This window comes from Streptomyces sp. NPDC056128 (assembly GCF_042263835.1).
GTDB lineage: Bacteria > Actinomycetota > Actinomycetes > Streptomycetales > Streptomycetaceae > Streptomyces.
Window position 1 is genome coordinate 174,062 of the sequence record NZ_JBHJVQ010000001.1, and the last position, 15,163, is coordinate 189,224.

The 15,163-nt window shown below is 74.8% G+C and carries 15 protein-coding genes; 6 read left to right on the top strand and 9 right to left on the bottom strand.

All coding sequences use genetic code 11. From position 1 onward, the window contains the following. Positions 1-81: 81 nt before the first annotated feature. Positions 82-624: a GNAT family N-acetyltransferase gene (locus tag ACFC1X_RS00850; RefSeq protein WP_376347530.1), complete on the bottom strand. Its 543-nt coding sequence runs from the start codon at positions 622-624 to the stop codon at positions 82-84. Beyond that, on the bottom strand, positions 609-1,421 hold the full coding sequence (locus ACFC1X_RS00855; protein ID WP_376347532.1) for a hypothetical protein: 813 nt from the start codon (positions 1,419-1,421) through the stop codon (positions 609-611). The genes ACFC1X_RS00850 and ACFC1X_RS00855 overlap by 16 nt, the downstream gene beginning before the upstream one ends. Before the next feature lie 620 nt (positions 1,422-2,041). Here ACFC1X_RS00855 and ACFC1X_RS00860 point away from each other — a divergent pair. Beyond that, complete coding sequence (locus tag ACFC1X_RS00860) at positions 2,042-2,455, top strand: ATP-binding protein (RefSeq protein ID WP_376347534.1); 414 nt, start codon at positions 2,042-2,044, stop codon at positions 2,453-2,455. Further along, positions 2,452-2,664 (top strand): hypothetical protein, encoded by a 213-nt coding sequence (locus ACFC1X_RS00865; protein ID WP_376347536.1) that lies wholly within the window; start codon positions 2,452-2,454, stop codon positions 2,662-2,664. Before ACFC1X_RS00860 ends, ACFC1X_RS00865 begins: the two co-directional genes overlap by 4 nt. Positions 2,665-2,934: 270 nt before the next feature. Here the strand turns inward: ACFC1X_RS00865 and ACFC1X_RS00870 are convergent, their stop codons facing one another. Next, complete coding sequence (locus ACFC1X_RS00870; protein WP_376347537.1) at positions 2,935-3,798, bottom strand: endonuclease/exonuclease/phosphatase family protein; 864 nt, start codon at positions 3,796-3,798, stop codon at positions 2,935-2,937. A gap of 85 nt (positions 3,799-3,883) precedes the next feature. Then, positions 3,884-4,324, bottom strand: coding sequence for an SRPBCC family protein (locus ACFC1X_RS00875; protein WP_376347539.1), 441 nt, complete (start codon positions 4,322-4,324; stop codon positions 3,884-3,886). Positions 4,325-4,631: 307 nt separating this feature from the next. On the opposite strand from ACFC1X_RS00875, the gene ACFC1X_RS00880 reads away from it, so the two are divergent. Next, a complete protein-coding gene (locus ACFC1X_RS00880; protein WP_376347541.1) occupies positions 4,632-5,666 on the top strand; it encodes a glycosyltransferase in 1,035 nt (344 codons plus the stop codon). A gap of 73 nt (positions 5,667-5,739) precedes the next feature. After that, positions 5,740-6,993 (top strand): glycosyltransferase, encoded by a 1,254-nt coding sequence (locus tag ACFC1X_RS00885; RefSeq protein ID WP_376347543.1) that lies wholly within the window; start codon positions 5,740-5,742, stop codon positions 6,991-6,993. On the opposite strand, the gene ACFC1X_RS00890 is transcribed toward ACFC1X_RS00885, so the two are convergent. Together ACFC1X_RS00890 and ACFC1X_RS00895 are read right to left on the bottom strand one after the other, a co-directional pair. After that, positions 6,925-8,406, bottom strand: coding sequence for a cytochrome b/b6 domain-containing protein (locus ACFC1X_RS00890; RefSeq protein WP_376347545.1), 1,482 nt, complete (start codon positions 8,404-8,406; stop codon positions 6,925-6,927). The two genes, ACFC1X_RS00885 and ACFC1X_RS00890, sit on opposite strands and share 69 nt — an antisense overlap. After that, a complete protein-coding gene (locus ACFC1X_RS00895) occupies positions 8,403-8,792 on the bottom strand; it encodes a hypothetical protein (protein ID WP_376347547.1) in 390 nt (129 codons plus the stop codon). Before ACFC1X_RS00895 ends, ACFC1X_RS00890 begins: the two co-directional genes overlap by 4 nt. Positions 8,793-9,155: 363 nt before the next feature. Here ACFC1X_RS00895 and ACFC1X_RS00900 point away from each other — a divergent pair, with 363 nt between their 5' ends. After that, positions 9,156-12,950 (top strand): WD40 repeat domain-containing protein, encoded by a 3,795-nt coding sequence (locus ACFC1X_RS00900; RefSeq protein WP_376347549.1) that lies wholly within the window; start codon positions 9,156-9,158, stop codon positions 12,948-12,950. Positions 12,951-12,969: 19 nt separating this feature from the next. On the opposite strand, the gene ACFC1X_RS00905 is transcribed toward ACFC1X_RS00900, so the two are convergent. Genes ACFC1X_RS00905 through ACFC1X_RS00915 form a run of 3 tightly spaced genes read right to left on the bottom strand, consistent with a single transcriptional unit; the run spans position 12,970 to position 14,452 of the window. Continuing rightward, positions 12,970-13,308 (bottom strand): Asp23/Gls24 family envelope stress response protein, encoded by a 339-nt coding sequence (locus ACFC1X_RS00905; protein WP_376347550.1) that lies wholly within the window; start codon positions 13,306-13,308, stop codon positions 12,970-12,972. Further along, positions 13,305-13,919 carry an Asp23/Gls24 family envelope stress response protein gene (locus ACFC1X_RS00910; protein WP_376347552.1) on the bottom strand — a complete coding sequence of 205 codons (615 nt, stop codon included), beginning with the start codon at positions 13,917-13,919 and terminating at the stop codon, positions 13,305-13,307. The genes ACFC1X_RS00905 and ACFC1X_RS00910 overlap by 4 nt, the downstream gene beginning before the upstream one ends. Continuing rightward, positions 13,910-14,452 carry an RNA polymerase sigma factor gene (locus tag ACFC1X_RS00915; protein ID WP_376347554.1) on the bottom strand — a complete coding sequence of 181 codons (543 nt, stop codon included), beginning with the start codon at positions 14,450-14,452 and terminating at the stop codon, positions 13,910-13,912. Before ACFC1X_RS00915 ends, ACFC1X_RS00910 begins: the two co-directional genes overlap by 10 nt. Positions 14,453-14,645: 193 nt before the next feature. Between ACFC1X_RS00915 and ACFC1X_RS00920 the strand changes: the two genes are divergently transcribed. Then, positions 14,646-15,152, top strand: coding sequence for an Asp23/Gls24 family envelope stress response protein (locus tag ACFC1X_RS00920; protein ID WP_376347556.1), 507 nt, complete (start codon positions 14,646-14,648; stop codon positions 15,150-15,152). The last annotated feature ends 11 nt before the right edge of the window (positions 15,153-15,163 follow it).

Genomic DNA, 15,163 nt, shown 5'->3' on the forward strand with positions numbered 1-15,163 from the left:
TGGAAGACGAGGGCCATCAGCCCTGATCAGTTCTCCAGGTTGATGATCAAGCCCACCAGGGCAGCCTCATCCCGAGATGCTTCACCTATCCAAGGGCAGCTCGGCCAGCATGACGGCGTACACCGGGGAGTCCGGGAAGGGCTGGCGGTCCCCGACCTTCCGGAAGCCCCACGACTCGTACATGTCCTGCACCTTGGGGTGTTCGAGGTCGACGAGCAGCACCACGAGGTCCTCGTCCCGACCCTTCAGGAGCGTTCGGCTCACCAGCTCCGCCGTCCCGGTCTTCCGCCACTTCGTCCGGACCGTCAACTCGGAAAAGGAGAAAGTCCGGCTCTTCTCCGGGGCGGGCTGCATGTGCTCGCGCCACCACTCGCGCTCCGGGTTCGCCGGGGCTCCGTAGGCGAAGGCCACCGGTTCCCCGCAGTCGAAGGCGATCACGCAGGCGAAGCCGGGGTGACCGCCCCAGTGATCCACGAACCAGGGGAAGCGCTGGTTGAACTCGTCGTCCATCGCATCGGCGTAGGCGTCGGCGTGCACGTCGATCAGGGCCTGGCGGATCTGCGGGAGATCCTCGTGGGTGAAACGGCGGACGTCCAGATCAGCGGCGCTCAAGCTCGCCTCCATTCGGCTCGATAGCGGTCTCCCCACTCTCGTGCGACTGCCGCGTCCGGCGCAAGAGTGATCAAGTCGCGGTAGTAGTCACCGAGGAGGGACCGCATCCTTCCCGGCAGCGGCGAGCCCTTCATCAGCTCGAAGACGCTGGAGGCGGTGGCGCAGGCCTGGTCGATGTCCCTCTGGTGGAGCTGGGCCAGGGCGAGTCGTGCGATGGCCAGGGCCCGGTTCCTGCGGAACTGCTCGGGGATCGTCCCCAGAGCCTTGTGGGAGGCGGCCTCTGCCTCGGCGGCGTCCCCGATCCGGTCCCGGACGATGGCCGTCATCGCGGTCAGCTCAGCCGGCCCGTAGAAGGCCATCCAGCTCGGCCTGGGCTGGTCTGGCTCCGCCTTGCCCAGAGCCTCTTGGGCATGCCCCAGAGAGCGGATGGCGGCCTGGCGATCACCGAGGTTCGAGTGGCCGATGGCTGCACGGGCGTGGGCCAGGGAGGCGAAGAGCGGGTCCCGCTTGGTGATGGAGGTCGCCTGCGCGGCCTGGGCGGAGTCGACGGCTTCCGTGTGCTCTCTGCGCTGGTGGGCGAGCATGGCATACGAGTTCCAGACCCTCAGCTCCGCCACCCGGTCCTGGGCAATCCCGGCCAGGTACAGGGCCTTCTCCAGCAGGTCGCATGCACGGTCCGACTGACGGGCATCGAGGGCACTCCAGGCGGCCGTAGCGGTGTAGTCGGCGGCGAGGGAGAAGAGCCGGAGGCGGATGCGCTGGGTGGCCCCGAGCTTCTGCTTCTCCAGGGCCTCGGCGGCTCCGGCCAACGCGGCTCCTTCCAGTCCTTCATGGCCTCCCCTGGTGTCGTCCAAGACCATCAGGGTGTCCAGGCCACTGCGGAGCCGGAGGACATCGGAGGTGCCCACCTGCGGCGGTGCTCCGACGAAGGGGACCGCCACAGCGGCGGTAGTGCCGCTGGCGGCTGTGAGGAGGTTCCGGCGCCTCACTGGGTCCTCCGCAGGGTTCGAGGTTCGTCGTTTTCGCACCGGTGGGCGGAAGCCCAGCTCTCCGGCGATACAGCCGAATACTGCCTCTAACGCCTCGCGTTGCCGGGGATGGGGCCACCCTGTTTTTCCAGTCAGCCAGTTTCGCACGGTGCGGTCGCTGACCGTCCCCTCGTGCCCAGCACAGATCAGATGCGCGTTCACCCTGTCGGCCAACTCGGCCTGGGTGAGCCCTCTCTCCTGCATGGCGCTGTCGAGGCTCTCGTTCCCCTGCACATACCTACGGTAGTGACTGAGTGCCCATCAGTAGCAGGGATGACGAAGAAATTTCCGGTCGGAGTGGATGCACACAGCGCGCACTTTTCCTGCCCCTGGGAAGCAGTTGGCCGTTCACTCAGGTAAGGCCACACCGCAACCGCACCCCAGAGGTCCTGATGACTGTGATGGCAACGCCACGCCCCACGGGGCACCCCGGATACTCCGAGACCCTCCCCCGAGAGCCGGAGAGCGCAGCCGTCGCCCGTAGGCTAGTCCGGACTGCTCTGGCCGCCTGGGGCCTGGAGGACCACATCGACGATGCCATGGTGGTCATCACGGAGCTGGTTTCGAACGCCGTGGACCACGGTCGTCTCGCCTCGATCCGGGTGGTCGTGTCGCGGCCCACCGAGACCTGGGTCCGCCTCGGGGTGACCGACCGCTCGAAGGCCATTCCGTTGATGCGGATCGACTCCAACGGAGACCAGGTCCGAGGCCGTGGCCTCGTCCTGGTCGACTCCCTGACCGAGCGCTGGGGCACGGATCTCTACCAGTGGGGCAAACAGGTCTGGGGCGAGCTGAAGTGCGAGCCGGCACAGTGACCGAGGAGCAGACCACAGCGTGGGTGGGGGATCAGGTCTTCGACGAGGAGGCCTGCAGGGAAGGCATCGTCTCCGACGTGAAGCGGGACGGTACGTACATCCTGCGGGAGGTCTGCTTGTGGGCCCTCACATGGACGGCCCAGGACCCCGACAAGCTGACCGTCACTGTGCCGCGTGAGGAGCGGATCAAGAGGGAACGGAAGGCGTAGCCGTGCACAGCAGCGCGTTCCCGTGGCTCAGCCGCCTCACGGACGAGCAGGCGTACGGCCACATCCGCCGAAGCGATTGACTCTGCCGGCTCGACCTGGTCGCCTACCGGCGCCGCAACGTCCGGACCGCCGCCCACCCCGGTCGGGTCCCTGTCTCGTCAGCGGCGCCTGTGGGGACGAGCGTCGGGTATCGGTCGTGCTTCCGGTGCCGTCGGCCGGTCCCCGTCGGCGTTGCCGCGACTCAGTGAATCCGGGCGGGCCCCCGCCCACTCAGCGGCGCGTCAGCGACACGTCCGCCACCACTGGCCGGTGGTCCGAGGCCACCGCTTCCTCCGGTACGGCGGCGCCCCGCACCCGCACGCCCTTGCCCACGGTCACGTAGTCGATCCGCTTCACAGGGGCCGCGGCCGGGAATGTGCCACCGGTGCCCGTTCCGGCGTCGCGCAGCTCCCGCCACAGCGGCCCCAGCTCGGGTGCCGTGGGTTCGGCGTTGAAGTCGCCGAGCAGCACCTGGCGTGCCCCGGGCCGGGCCGCCCGCTCCCGGGCCATGATCCGCCGCGTGTCGGCGACCTGCGCGACCCGCACGGCCGGGTCGGCCCGGTAGTCGAGGTGGGTCACGAACACCTGCACCGGCACCCCGCGCACCTTGAGCGTCACCTCGCCGAACCCGGGCGCGGGAGCCGGTACCGGGTTCTCGTCCTGCGTGGACAGGCGCGTGATCTCGTGGTTCGCCTCGGACCGGATCGGGAAGCGCGACAGCACCGCCACGCCGTACTCGCGCCGGGGACTGCCCGCCGTCACGGGGTCGAGGCTGTAGATCGGCGCGAACGACACCCGCATCCCGAGCCGCCGCGCCAACTCCCCGGCCACGTCGAGCCCTTGACTGCGGTCTCCCCAGTGCACGTCGACCTCCTGGAGGCCGATCACGTCCGCGTCGAGGGCACGCAGCGCGGCGGCCTGCCGGTCGAGGTCGAAGACGCCGTCCGAACCCGTGCCGGCGTGGATGTTGTAGGTGGCGATGCGCAGCGGGACGGTGTGGCCCTGCCCGGCGGAGGCGGGCGGTGCCGCCACGGCCAGCGTCAACAGGGCTCCGGCGACGGACAGTTGGACGAAGGTGCGCGCTCTGGCAGACATGACGGCACGGTACGCGGGAATCGGGCGCCGCGAGCCGCGCCGCGCGAACTCGTCGCCGGCCCGTACCTCGTCCGCCACCCCGGGTTCACGGGCGCCGCAGCAGGTGGTTGACGGCGCGGCCGAAGACGTAGCGGCCCGAGCCGCCGAGCGCGCGGTCGAAGGCCGACGGCATGAGCCGGACGTCGAGTTCCTCGCGCCACAGGACCCGGGTCCGGCCGCCGGGACCCGGGCGCACCTCGATCTCGGCCCACCCCCGCACCAGCCGGCCGCGCTTCTCCAGACGGCACCGGCCCGGCGTGTCGTCCCCGGGCGGCTGCCAGACGGTGACCTCCATCCGGTCGTCGAAGGCGAACGGACCGCCGCCGGTGCGGGCCACGATCACCGTGCCCCGGCGCGTGGGCCCGGGCGTCTCGACGGTGACCCGGGTCAGCGGTACGGCGTCGCCGTGGCGGGACCAGGTGGTGAGGCGCCGCCACGCCTCGTCGAGGGTGAGTGGGGCGGTGCGTTCCAGCGAGAAGGTGACCACGCGACGATCGTAGGGAACACGGGCCCCGGGGTGGCGTCGGCCGGTCCGGGCGGTGCCGCGCCCACCAGCAGTCCATCCAGAGGCATCACGCTCGGTGACATGTGGACGTATGTCCGGAAACGGAGTGCGTCCATGAGCGTTTGAGGCGAACGCGCCGCGGCACCCGCGAAGCCGAGACGGACCCCCGCGACACCTCGCCGCTCGGAGCACCCCTCATGCGCAACCTCGGTACCGACGCCACCTCCCACGACCCGCGCCACCCGCTGAAGCGCCCCGGCACCGCGGCGCGCCGGGGGAGGGCGGCCGCATGAGCGCCGGACACGGCGGCGCGGGCCCCGGGAACGGCTACGCCGTCGTCGTCCCCACGCTCGTCCGCGACACCCTGGCCGACTGCCTGGCCGCGCTGGCCGCCGCGACCGGTCCAGGACCCGACGAGATCGTCCTGGTCGACGACCGGCCGGGGCCCCGCGCCGACCCCGGCGCGCTGGAGCACCCGCTGACCGTCCTCGGCGACCTGCGCGAGCGCACGGTGGTCCTGCGCAGCGGCGGACGGGGCCCCGCCGCCGCCCGCAACACCGGGCTCCGCGCGGTCACCGCGCCCTGGACGGCCTTCCTCGACGACGACGTCCAGGTCGGCCCGCACTGGTGCGGCCAGCTGATCCAGGACCTCGCCGAGGCGGCTCCCGACACCGGTGCCGTGCAGGGCGTGATCGCCGTCCCGCTGCCCGGCGAGCGCCGCCCCACCGACTGGGAGCGCGACACCGCGGGGCTCGCCCGGGCCCGCTGGACCAACGCCGACATGGCGTATCGCACCGTGGTGCTCCAGCAGGTCGGCGGCTTCGACGAACGCTTCACCCGCGCCTTCCGGGAGGACGCCGACCTCGCGCTGCGCGTCCTCGACGCCGGGTGGCGCATCCGGCGGGGCCGCCGCACCACCCGGCACCCCGTGCCGCCCGCCGCCCGCTGGGTGTCCCTGGGGCAGCAGCGGGCCAACGCCGACGACGCCCTCATGCGACGACTGCACGGCCCCGACTGGTGGGCCAAGGCGGTGGCGACCCGGGGCCGGATCCGACGCCACGTCGCGATCACCGCGGCGGGCGCCGCGACCGTGGCCCTCACCGCCGCCGGGCGGCCCCGCGCCGCGGCGGTCACCGGCCTCGGCTGGGCGGCGGGCACGGCCGAGTTCGCCTGGGCCCGCATCGCGCCCGGCCCGCGCACCCGCCACGAGGTCACGACCGTGCTGGTCACCAGCGCGCTCATCCCGCCCACCGCGACCTGGCACCGGCTCAGCGGCCTGTGGCGCCACCGCAACGCCCCCGCGTGGCGGGAGACGCCCGCATGAGCCCCCCGAAGCCCGACCGCCCCGAACCGCCCGACCGTCGGCGCCGGGACCGGCCCCCCAAGGAGGTGACCCGATGAGGATCGCCATGGTGTCCGGGCACGCGAGCCCCCTCAGCGAGCCGGGCAGTGACGCCGGCGGGCTGAACATCTACGTGGCCCGCCTCGCCGAGGAGCTGGCGGCGCGCGGCCACGACGTCACGGTGCACACCCGCCGCGACGCCGACGACCTGCCCGCCCGGGTCGCGCTGCCCGGCGGCGTGGTCGTCGAGCACGTGCCGGCCGGCCCGCCGGAGGCGCTCCCCGTGGACGCGCTCCTGCCGCACATGGGCGGCTTCGGCGCCCACCTGGCCCGGGTCTGGGCCCGGGAGGGACCCGATGTGGTGCACGCCCACTTCTGGCTGTCCGGCCTGGCCGCACGGACCGGCGTACGGCCGCACGGCATCCCCCTCGTGCAGACCTTCCACACCCTCGGCACCGACACCGGCGGCCCGCCCGAACGCGTCGGCGCCGAACGGCTGCTCGGCCGTGCCTGCCGACGCGCCCTGGCCGTCAGCACCGACGAGGCCGACGCGCTCGGCGCCCTGGGCGTACCCGCCCGCCGCGTCTCGGTGGTGCCCTGCGGGGTGGACGCCGAGCACTTCCACCCCGCCGCCGACACCGGCCGCACCCCCGAACGCCGTCAACGGCACCGGCTGCTCGCCTGCGGCCGGCTGGTGCCCGGCAAGGGCTACGACCAGGCCGTCCGCGCCCTCGCCGAGGTCCCCGACGCCGAACTCCTCGTCGCGGGCGGCCCCCCGGCCGGTGCCGTGGCGGCCGACCCGGAGGCACGGCGCCTGACCGCGCTGGCCCGCCGCACCGGAGTCGCCGACCGGGTCCGGCTGCTCGGCGCGGTCCCCCCGGACGACATGCCCGCCCTGCTCCGCAGCGCCGACCTGGTGCTGTGCACCCCCGTCCACGAACCGTTCGGCTTCGTGCCGCTGGAGGCGATGGCGTGCGCGGTGCCCGTCCTCGCCACCGACGTCGGCGCCCACCGCGACTGCGTGGCCGACGGCAGCACCGGCCGCCTGGTCGCGCCGGAGGACCCCGGCGCCCTCGCGGACGCCGTCCGCGCACTGCTCGCCGAGGAACGGCTGCGCCGCCAGTACGGCAGGAACGGCCGCGAACGGGTGCTGCGGCACCACACCTGGGCCCGGGTCGCCGACGCGGTGGAACAGGTCTACCGCCTGGCCCTGCCCGAACCGCCCCCGGCGGCCGGCCCGTCAGCGCCCGACGACCGGCTCGAAGGCCCCGCGCACGTCGGCGTCGGAGGGCGTGACGGCCATCCGTGACGGCAGACTGCCGAAGTATCCGAGCCGGCCCGGGCAGCTCTCGCCGCCCATCTGCACCTTGCGGTCGGTCACGAGCTTCCCGGTCCGCAGCGCGTACGCCTTCACCCGGACCGCCAGCTTGTTGAACCTGACACTGCCGATGCGGCCGTTGTGGTCCCGGTACTGGCACGTCTCGACGACGTCCCCCGCCTCCGTCTCGTCCGCGCACACCACCAGCGCGGCATCGGCCGCGTCGCCGGCCTTCCACGCCTCGGGCAGCTTGTCGGTGTACTTGGTGGCCTCGGTGTCGCCGACGAACAGGGCGCGGCTCTTCCCCTCGCGGTATGCGGGCGCCCCGGCGTACTTCGCCGGTTTCCGGCAGTATCCGGTGCTCATGCTCTTCGCCTCCGTCACCAGCGACCTGACGTCGCTGAGCTGGATGGCCAGGCCCGCCTTCCTGATGCCGCCGCGCGCGTCGTCCGCGCGGCCGTCGCCGGGATGCTCGTCGAGCAGCCGCTGGTACATGTCCTGCGCGTTCACCCACTGCTCGTCGGCCAGCAGGGCGTCACCGCACTCCTTGAGCGCCCCCGGAGCTACCCGGGCCGCGGTGGCCGAGGAGGGGCCGTCGAGGGCCTTCGGCCCGGACTCGCGCTCCCGCAGCCAGTCCGCGATGTCCATGGTCCGACAGCCGTCCTCGGTCGGCAGCCCCTTGAGGAAGTCCGACAGCGTCGCCCCGACCGCCCGTTCGTTGCCGGGCTCGCCGAGCACCGCGCCGAGCCGTCCGAAGCCGGTCTCCAGCGCGTCCAGGTCGCCGGTCAGCCCGGTGCTCAGGTATCCGGCGGCCGTGTCCAGGCGCTCGCACGCCTCGACCACGGCGTCACCCCGGGCGGCCACCGGCGCCGCGGCGAGCCGGTGGCGGAACCCCACCCCGTCCTGGGCCGCCACCGCCTCCCCGCAGTCCCCCCGCGCGCGGGCCCCCGCCACGGCGTCCTCGATGCCGTGGGTGTCGAACCGCACCCACCCGGCGGCCACCAGCACCGGCAGGGCGAGGCCGAGCGCGAGCACCCGCTGACCGGCCCGGGGCCCCGCCGCGGGATGCCGCCGCGCCAGCCACAGGCCGTGCGCGACCATCACCGCCCACCACAGCAGCAGGAGCACCTCGCACCACGTCTCGGCCGTGGAGTACGTCAGCCGCAGCAGCGCGACCGTGACCACCGCGCCGGCCCAGAACAGCCACTGGCGCCCCAGCATCAGATAACCCGCCCCGAGCAGCGAGGCGTTGCCGACCGCGACGGCCAGGGGGTCGGGCTCACGCGGCGTCCGGGGCCCCGAGGGAGGCCGGGGCTCCCACCCGGGGTCCCAGTACCCGGGCAGGTCCGGCCCCGGCCGCGCGCCCTCGGGCTGCTCCGGGCCCTCGTACGGCGGCCGGGTCACGCGTCGAACTCCTCGCGCACGCGGAGGTGGTCCTCGCGGGCGCTGACGTAGTCCTCGGCGGCCGGGCGGTACAGCAGGACCACACCCGGGACCGCGAGCAGCGCGCCGAGCAGCAGTGTGAAGCCGCCGTACAGCGCGTCCTCGAACGCGAACGTCGCCCCGAGCACGAAGATCACACCCGTCAGAACGGTCACCGTGGTCCGGGCTGTGCGCCGTCCCCGGCCGGCCCGCACCGCGAACCAGAAGCAGACCGCCAGGAGCAGGAGCGCCAGCGTCCCCGCCTCCTCCGGGCCGGTCGCCGCCGTCGTCGTGACGAGCGTTCCGAGCATCACCAGCACCACCGCCAGCGTCACGCTCGGCGGGCGACGGGTCGCCTCGGCGGTCATCGGATCACTTCCCTCGTCTGTCCGTCCCTGAGCCCGGCGCACGCCGATGACTGACGGCGTACGCGAGGCGCCTGCGGGGTGGCGCGGCCACGAGCGGCGCGGCGTGCGCCACCCCGCAACTCCCCCGAGCACCGATTCCACCCCGCGGTGGTGTTGTTCAGCAGCCCGGCCGCCGCCCTGAACAATGCGGAACCGGCGCGCGGCGGGCCGGGCGGCGCCCGACCATGCGGAACCGGAGTGAAGACACCGTGAACTCCGCGTGCGCCACCGGCGGATGCCCGCCCCCGTGCTTGCCGCCCCTCCCGCGCGTGCCTACCGTGGGCGCCCGGACGGGGACCGGGAGCTACGGCGGGGCGGGGATACGTGAGCGGACGCGGAGTGGGACGCCGGGAGCGACGGCTCGACCCGGGAGCCGGACCGGTGCAGCGGTTCGCCGCCGAACTCCGCGCCCTGCGCGAGTCGGTGGGGCGGCCGACGTACCGGACGATGGCGGACAAGGTGCCGTTCTCGGTGACCGCCCTGTCCCAGGCCGCGGCCGGACGTCAACTCCCCACGCTCGCCGTGACCCTCGCCTACGTCGACGTCTGCGGCGGCGACCCCGAGGAGTGGGAGCGCCGCTGGCGGGCGGCGAGCGCGGAGGCCGCCGCCCTCGCCGCCGCCGAGGAGGAGTCCCGTCCGCCCTACCGGGGCCTGACACGCTACGAACCGGACGACGCCGCCCTGTTCTTCGGCCGCGACCGGCTGGTGGACCGGCTGACCGGACTGACCCGCCGGCACCGCTTCACCGCCGTCTTCGGCCCCTCCGGCAGCGGCAAGTCCTCCCTGCTGCGGGCCGGGCTCATCCCGCGCCTGCGCACCCCGGAGACCGGCCCGGACGCACCCCCCGCCCCCGCGGCCGTCCGCGTCCTCACCCCCGGCGCCGACCCGCTGCGCACCCACGCGGACCGCCTGGACCCCGTCCCCGGCGCGGCCGAAGGGGCGGACACCTGGCTGATCGTCGACCAGTTTGAGGAGCTGTACACCCTCTGCGCCGACCCCGCCGAACGGAACGCCTTCGTCGACCGGCTGCTCGCCGCCGCCGCGCCGGGCGGTTCCCTGCGCGTGGTGATCGCCGTACGCGCCGACTTCCTGGGACGCTGCGCCGAACACCCCGCCCTCACCGCCGCGTTGCAGGACGCGACCCTGCTCGCCGGTCCGATGAGCCGCGAGGAGCTGCGGGAGGCCGTGGTCCGGCCGGCCGCCGCCGAGGGACTGGTCGTCGAACGCGCCCTGACGGCACGGCTGCTCGACGAGGTCGAGGACGCCCCGGGCGGACTGCCGCTGATGTCGCACGCGCTGCTGGAGACCTGGCGGCACCGCACCGGCCGGACCCTCACCGAGACCGCCTACGAGACCGCCGGTGGCCTGCGCGGCGCCGTCGTACGCACCGCCGAGGAGGTGTACGGCGAACTCACCCCGCCCCAGGCCGAACTGGCCCGCCGGGTCCTCCTGCGGCTCGTCGCGCCCGGCGACGGCACCCCCGACACCCGCCGGCCCGCCGAACACGCCGAGCTCGACCTCGGCGACCCGGACGGCACCCGCGCCGTCCTTGACCGGCTGGTCCGCGCCCGGCTGCTCACCCTCGACGACGGCACCGTCGAACTCGCCCACGAAGCCCTCATCACCGCCTGGCCGAGGCTGCGCGGCTGGATCGACGCCGAACGCGACCGGCTGCGCGTCCACCGCGCCCTCTCCGAAGCCGCCCGCACCTGGACCGGCCTCGGCCGGGAGAACGCCGCGCTCTACGCGGGCTCCCGCCTGGCCGCCGCCCACGACGCCTTCCCGCCCGGCCACCGCGCCGAACTCACGCCGACGGAAAGCGAGTTCCTGGCCGCCTCGACCGGCCGGCGGCGCCGCGCGGTGTGGCTGCGGCGCGGGCTGTCGGCCGCCCTCGCCCTGCTGGTGCTGGTCGCCTCCGGCACCGCCGTCGTCGCCCTCAGACTGCGCGACACCGCCCGGGCCGAGCGGGACGACGCCGTCTTCGGCCGGATCACCGCCGAGGCCGACCGGCTGCGCCCCACCAGCACCCCCCTGTCCGCCCGGCTCGACGTCGCCGCGCTCGGCATGCGCACCACCCCCGACCTCAGGACCGCGCTCACCACGGACGCGGGCCGGGTGCTGTCCACCCGGCTGCCCGGACACCAGGACATCGGCAGCGCCGTGGCCTTCGCCCCCGACGGGCGGACCCTCGCGAGCGGCGGCCACGACGGCACCGTACGGCTGTGGGACACCTCGGAGCCCGACGCGCGTGCACAGCTCGGCGAGCCGCTGCGCATCGCCGGCGGTGACGTCGGCGCGGTGGCCTACTCGCCCGACGGTACGCTGCTCGTCGCGGTCGGCCACGGCGGCGGCATCCGCCTGTGGGACGTACGCGACCGCGCGCGGCCCCGCCCGCTGGGCCGGCCCCTGGTGAGCCACGAGGGGAAGTCCGTCACCTCCGTCGCCTTCGCCCCCGACGGCCGCACCCTCGCCACCGCGGGCGACGACGGCACCCTCCGCCTGTGGGACGTCCGGGACCCGGACCGGCCCACGCCGCTCGGCGACCCGGCCCGCGCCGACACCCGCAGCGTCCGGGACGTCGCCTTCGCCCCGGACGGCCGCACCCTCGCCACCGCCGGGCACACCGGGACCGTACGGCTGTGGCGGGCCGACGGCGCCGACGGGCCGGCCCCGCTCGGCGAGCCGCGGCGCGCGCACGACGAGGCGGTCTGGTCGGTCGCGTACTCCCCGGACGGCGACACCCTGGCCACCGCCGGCTACGACGACACGGTGCGCCTGTGGGACGTCTCCGGCGGCGACGCCCTGCGCCCCCTGGGCGAACCGCTCACCGCGCACTCCGCCGCCGTGTGGTCCGTGGCCTTCAGCCCCGACGGACACACCCTGGCCAGCGCCGCGCAGGACGACACCGTGATCCTGTGGAACGTCGCCAACCCCGCCTACCCGCAGCAGATCGGCGAACCGCTGACCGGGCACACGGAGGGCCTGTGGGACCTGGCGTTCGCCCCCGACGGCCGCACCCTCGCCACCACCGGCGCCGACCGCGGCGTCCGCCTGTGGCACCTGCCGGAGAACGTCCTCACCGACTTCACCAACCCGCTCACCGCCGTGGCCTACGCCCCCGGCGGCCGGCTGCTCGCCGCCGCGAGCACCGACGACGCCCTGGTCCGGCTCTGGGACGTCGGCCGCCCGGGACACCCGCGCAGACTGCCGCGCGTCCTCACCGGCCACGAGGCCGCCGTCCTCACCGTCGCCTTCTCCCCGGACGGCCACACGGTCGCCTCCGGCGACGAGGACGGCACCGTACGGCTGTGGGACGTCTCCGACCCGGCCCGTCCCGCCCCCGCGGCCACCCTCCCCGACGCACACCCGGGCGGCGCCCTCACCGTCGCCTTCGCCCCGGACGGCCGGACCCTCGCGACCGGCGGCGCGGACGAGCGGGCCCGGCTGTGGGACGTACGCGACCCCGACGACGTACGTCCCGTCGGGGCGCCGCTGACCGCCCACACCGACTGGGTCGGCTCCGTCGCCTTCTCCCCGGACGGGCACACCCTCGCCACCGGCAGCCAGGACAAGACGGCCCGGCTGTGGGACGTCCGCGACCGCGACCGGGCCCGGCCGCTGGGCGCACCCCTGACCGCCCACGGGGACTGGGTCAACTCCGTGGCCTTCGCCCCCGAGGGGCACGTCCTCGCCACGGGCGGCCGGGACCGCACCGTACGGCTGTGGGACGTCACGGAGCCCGGCCGGGTCCGGCCCCTGGGCGAGGAGCTGACCGGACACCGCGGCGGCGTCACCTCCGTGTCCTTCGCCCCCGACGGGCGCACCCTCGCCAGCGGCGGCGAGGACCACGCCGTACGCCTGTGGAACGTGGCCGACCCCGCCCACGCCGAGGCCTTCGGCGGCCCCCTCACCGGGCACCTGGACACGGTCACCTCGGTCGCGTTCGCGCCCGGCGGCGACACCCTGGCCTCCGCGGGCAACGACCTGACGGCCAGGATCTGGACCCTGGACACGGACCGCGCCGTCCGGCACGTCTGCGCCCGCACCGGCGGCGACCTCACCCCCGCCCGCTGGCACGAACTGCTGCCGCGACTCGCCTACCGGCCCACCTGCCGGTAGCCCGAGGGCGGGGGCCGGCTCACAGCGCGTTGGTCACGGTCACCGTCACCTGCGCGCCGGGCGTCGTCTCCGCCAGGGCGGCGGTCACGGCGTCGCGCACCGCGCGGGCGACGGTCAGGGCGCGGTGGTCGCGGCGGACGACGATCTGGACGTCGACCTCCCACGGCCCCGCCCCGGAGGCCCGGGTCACCCGCACGCCCGCGGGCGCCCGCCCGGCCGCGCGCGGCGGTCCGGTGCGGGCGGAGCCCCGGACCAGGTCCGCGAGTCCCGGGCGCAGGAAGGCGACGCCGGGCACATCGGCGGTCACCCGCGCGACGGTGCCGGCGAGTGCGTCACGGCCGGTGGCGGCAGCGGTCACGGTCGGATCCCTTCTTCCGCGCCGGCCGGCTCCGGCTCCACGCCGGCCGGGTCGGTCACGTCGGTGATGTGCACGTCCACGTGGTCCACCGGCAGCCCCAGGGCGTCGTCGGCCGCCCCGTGCACCCGCCGCCGGATCTCCTCCGCCAGGTCGCGCAGGTGCGCCGTGAGCGGGACGACGACCTCCAGCCGCACCCGGACCGGCCCGCGCGAGGGCCCGGCGCCGGACTCGGCGGGCCGGATCCGGCAGGAGCCCGCCCGCACGCCCGGCACGGTCTCGGCGGCGGCCCGCAGCGCCTTGGCCGCCATCGCCTCCCGCACCCACAGGTCCTCCGCGCGCTCCCCGAGGGGCAGCGGCCGGCCGGGCCGCAGCTCCAGCCGGACGACGTCCATGACCCGCTCGGTCAGCGCCCCGGCGTCCCACTCCGGCTCCCGCCCGCTCCCCGCCTCGCGCACCGCGGCCCCGAGCAGGTCCAGCTGCCGGACGGCGGCCGAGCAGTGCGGGCACTCCCGCAGGTGCGGGTCGTCCGCGGCGTCCTCCCAGGACTCCCACACCGCGGACAGCAGCCGCCCGCATTCCAGCCGTTCGTCGTCGCCGGTGTTCATCGCCATGCGGTCATCGCCTCCGTCAGGCAGCGTCGTGCGCGGAACACCCGGCCACGGGCAGCCTCGGGGCTGATCCCGACCGTCTCCGCGATCGTCTCGTACGACTGGCCCTCCAGCTCCCTGAGCACCCAGCAGACCCGCTGCTCGGGGGAGAGGTCGGACAGCGACCTGCCCAGCGCCACCGCGGCGGCGTGCGACTCGGCGGCCCGTGCGGGGGAGACCGCGTGGTCCGGCGCCTGCGGCTCGGGCACGCTGTCGAGGTCCGTGACGGGGCGTCTGGAACGCAGCATGTTCAGGCACCGGTTGACGACGATGCGGTGCATCCAGGTGCCGAAGGCCGACTGCCCGCGGAACTCCGGGAGCCTGCGCCACGCGCTGACGAACGCGTCCTGCACCGCGTCCTCCGCCTCGGAGGGGCTGCCCAGCATGCTCGCCGCCAGCCGCAGCAGCCCCGGCGCGTGCCGGCGCACGAGCGCCTCGAAGGCGTCCTCGTCGCCCTCGGCGGCCCGTACCGCGAGCAGTCCGTCGTCGCCCGGCACGTGCGCTCCCTTCCGTCGTTCCCCACGGTTCCCCTGGGCGGGTTCCCCGGTTGGACACGCCGACCGCTCCCGGCGTTACGCGAAGAGGTGAAGCCGCGGGAAAAAAGAAATCTTCCGGCACCGCGTAACGCCGCACCGCGACCCGTGTCCAACGTCCAGCAACACCAAACGACCACCGTTGACGGAGGACACCATGACGACCACACCGCAGACGGCCACGATCGAGAAGAAGAGCGGCGGCACCGGCATCGGCGCGCAGAGCGGGGCGACCACCGTGAGCGGCGGCTCCACCGGCGCCACCGAACCGGCCGGTACGCGGGGCCGTACGTCCATCGCCGACGTCGTGGTCGTCAAGATCGCGGGCATGGCGGCGCGCGAGATCCCCGGCGTGTACGACATGGGCGGCGGCCTGTCCCGCACCATCGGCGCGGTCCGCGACCGGGTGCCCGGCGGCCGGCCCAACGTGGGGCGCGGCGTGAAGGTCGAGGTCGGCGAGCGGCAGACCGCGATCGACCTGGACCTGGTCGTGGAGTACGGCGTCCCGATCGCGGACCTCGCCCGGGACGTACGGGAGAACGTGATCGACGCCGTCGAGCGCATCTCCGGCCTGGAGGTCGTCGAGGTCAACATCACGATCAACGACGTCCACCTGCCCGACGACGAGGACCCGGAGCGGCCGGTGGAGGCGCGCGTGGAGTGAGCAGCGGTTTC